The organism is Deltaproteobacteria bacterium (assembly GCA_009929795.1).
GTDB lineage: Bacteria > Desulfobacterota > Desulfovibrionia > Desulfovibrionales > Desulfomicrobiaceae > RZZR01.
The window spans coordinates 1-3,081 of sequence record RZZR01000228.1 but is presented as its reverse complement, the minus strand read 5'-3'; the positions used below and the strand labels follow the sequence as shown (position 1 = coordinate 3,081).

General features: G+C 61.2%; 2 protein-coding genes. Both read right to left on the bottom strand.

Annotated elements, in window-relative coordinates:
• Positions 1 to 1,256: class I SAM-dependent DNA methyltransferase (locus tag EOM25_13510; GenBank protein ID NCC26190.1), on the bottom strand; the 1,256-nt coding region annotated here is incomplete at its 3' end.
• Positions 1,257 to 1,329: 73 nt separating this feature from the next.
• Positions 1,330 to 3,081, bottom strand: a 1,752-nt coding sequence (locus tag EOM25_13505) for an ATP-dependent helicase (protein ID NCC26189.1), incomplete at its 5' end; no start/stop codon positions are given.

Genomic DNA, 3,081 nt, shown 5'->3' with positions numbered 1-3,081 from the left:
AGCTCGATGACCTTCTGCAAGACATGGTTGCGGAAACGGACCTTGCGCATGAGCGGGGTACGGCCGGGGTCGAAGAGATGGGACTTCAGGGCGGCAATGTCGAAGGTGATGACCCTCGATACGGCCATGGCCACGGCCTGGCCGGATTTCCGGGGCGGAAAGCCTTCCCAGAGCATGGCGAAGAGAAGTTCCAGCGACTCGTGGATGAAGAAGCCGTTCCGGGATTCCTCGGTGGTCAAGGGCATCATTTCCAGATCCCGCAGCGACTCCAGGCTGTAGCCGCTGCGGTAGCTCTCGCTGTTCAAGGGGATGTAGCCCAGCTCCGGCCGGGCCTCGATGTAGAAGAGAAAAAGCATCCGGTACATGTAGCGGAGGCACTCCATGGACAACTGCTCGGCCAGCTCGGGCTGATTGAAGACGCCGGCCCGGGCCTCTTCGCGCAGATACCGCACGGCCTCGTTTCCCAGGAGTTCGATGCTCTGGCGCAGGGCGAATTTCAGATCCTCGGACACGCCAAAGGAATGGCGGTGGGAGTTCTCGTCCAGGGTGTCCACCAGGGAGACGCCGTCGTCCGGGCAGAGGGACGAGCGGTGGAGGATGGCTGCCATGACCTGGAAGGTGCTGCGCTCCCGACGGGAAAAAATTTCGGGCAGGTCGAAACGCAGGATGCGTTTGCGGCTCCACTTGGCCCGGTCGGCCAGAACGAGCTGGGTGTCGGAGAGCAGAAGAACGAACCGGGGCGGCTCGGGCCGGGAAAAAATCTGTTTGGTGAGCAGCTCCTCGTAGGGCGTGGCCAGAAATGATTCGCCCATGTCCTCGTCGAATTGAGTGGCGTCCGGGGTCAAGGTCAGGGGGTCCTGATCCTCGCCGACCAGGTCCAGGGCCTCCACGACCCAAAGCTCCGGGGCGCCGCTTGAACGGCAGACCTCGGCCAAAATGGATACGCCCCCCTCCGTGGCCAGCTCTCGATGTCCGGGATGGAACTCGTACTCCAGGGCTGAAAGAAGGCTGGCCTGGAACTCCAGGCAGAGGTCCCGATGCTCTTCGGCCGGGGCCTTGGCCAGGGCGCTCCGAAATGTGAAGTACCGGCCGGCCAGGGCCAGGAGCCGATCATGGGGCTGCTTGACGCCTTCGGAATCTTCCCGAGCCCTCCAGCCGGCAAAGAGGTCCCGAAGATCGGATTCCAAAATGACGGTCAGGTAGTGCTGGGAGAAAAAATCGTTCTCGTTGCCGATGCCGGTGAAATCAATGGACATGGGTTCCTCGCTCGAATCTCAATCGTGGAAGGCCTGAACCGCTTTGCCTGTCAGAAGGTCAAGAAGCCCGTTCTCAGACTCCCGTCAAGACAGCGCAGATCTTGATGTAGGGCTTGTCCTCGGTGGTCATGGTGTTCCGAATCCAGTCTCTGTATTCCTCGAAAAGTTGTTGCACTTCCCGATACTTGCTTTCCCGCCGATCCCTGATGCGATGCTCCGGGAGCTTCATGCCCTCAAAATACAGTTGGATCTGACAGTCATGGCGTCTTCTCAATTCGTCCAGCCTGGCCAGTTGATCCTTCAGCTGTGGCTGGATGCGTGTCTCGAAGGCGGCCCGTTGCTTGGTCATGATCTCCCGGGCCTTGAAAACGACATCGGGGAGTAATTTGGCCAGGGGAGCCACGTCCACGGCCCGGCCGGGATTGGCCAGGACCCCGGAGCCCAGGCCGAAGCGATCGACAATGTCCTCGAATTCCACATGACCTTCAAAGCCATTTCCCAGCAGATGAATCCCGAACCAGTGCTGGATGAGCGGGTGCCCCTTGCGGTTGGGGATGAGGCCGGAAACGATGAAGACATGTTCGCCGGGCTTCAGCTTCCCCGGCAGCGCCAGGACCGGAGCCTCGTGGCGACTGAATCGGGCCAGGAGCTTGTCCTCCAGCCAGGAGAGCACGGGGTGCTGGCCCCAGAGAAAATGGAGCCTCGGCCAGGCGGTTTCCTCGGCCCGGGCCCTGGCGATGTCCTCCTGGATGGCTCGCCGGTTGTCGGTGAAAATCATGGGGCTGGAGCGGACTTCCCGGGGCAGGGTCCGCAACCGGATTTCCAAATCGGGTGGCGGAGTGAACTCGATGATTCGACTCTCGCTCTGCACCTCGAAATGGACATCCAGGCCGGATTGTTGGCGCAGGGCCCGCAACCCGGCCAGAAAGAAATCATGATCGTCAGGGAACAATGTGGGCATGTTCGCAGTGGGCGGCTCCTGGGCCTGGGGCAGAGGCTCGTCGGCTAGACCCAGCAAAATGGCCAGGGGATCGAACTCGTCGGGCAGATTTTCGGCCAGCCGGGCCTCGAAGGCCTCGGGGCTCAGCCCTTCCTCCATGGCCTGGGCCGTCAAGCGCGCCTCTTCGGTTTCATCATAGACGCCCATGAAGGCCGAAGGATCGCCGATGGAGCGCACGGCCTCCTGGTCTTTGGCGATGAGGAGCTCCAGAATGCGCGTGTCCCCCTTGATGGTCGGGTTCACGCTCTCGGTCGTCAGATAGGAGATGTGGGGTTCGCGTTCCTGGCCGTAGCGGTCTATGCGGCCGTTGCGCTGCTGGAAGACCATCAGGGACCAGGGAATGTCGAAATGGATCATTCGGTGGCAGAGATAATGGAGATTGATGCCCTCGGAAGCCACGTCCGAGGCCAAAAGCAAACGCAGTGGTGACTCCTGGCGGCCGAAATCCTCCACGATGCCCTGCTGGTCGGTGTCCGGCAGGCCGCCGTGAAGCATGGTGGCCTGCTTGTCCTTGAGCTTCAAAAGCGGGGGCAGGTGTTCGTGGAGAAATCTGAGGGTTTCGATGCGCTCAGTGAAAATGACCAGGCGATCGCTCGAGTCCCGACCGTTGAACTGGAATGGCCCGGGTTTCTGAAGCATATCGAGGAGAACCTGGAACTTGGCGAACCGCTCCGGCGTGATGTCGGCCAGGGCCTTGTCGAGCCCCTCCAAGACCTGGATGTCGGCCCGAGTCTCGTCCTTGCCCTGTCTGGATAGGCGCTGGATTCGATGGGCAATAGTCTCCCGGCAGGCCCAGGGCGATGAAAAAAGGGCCTTCTCCAGGGT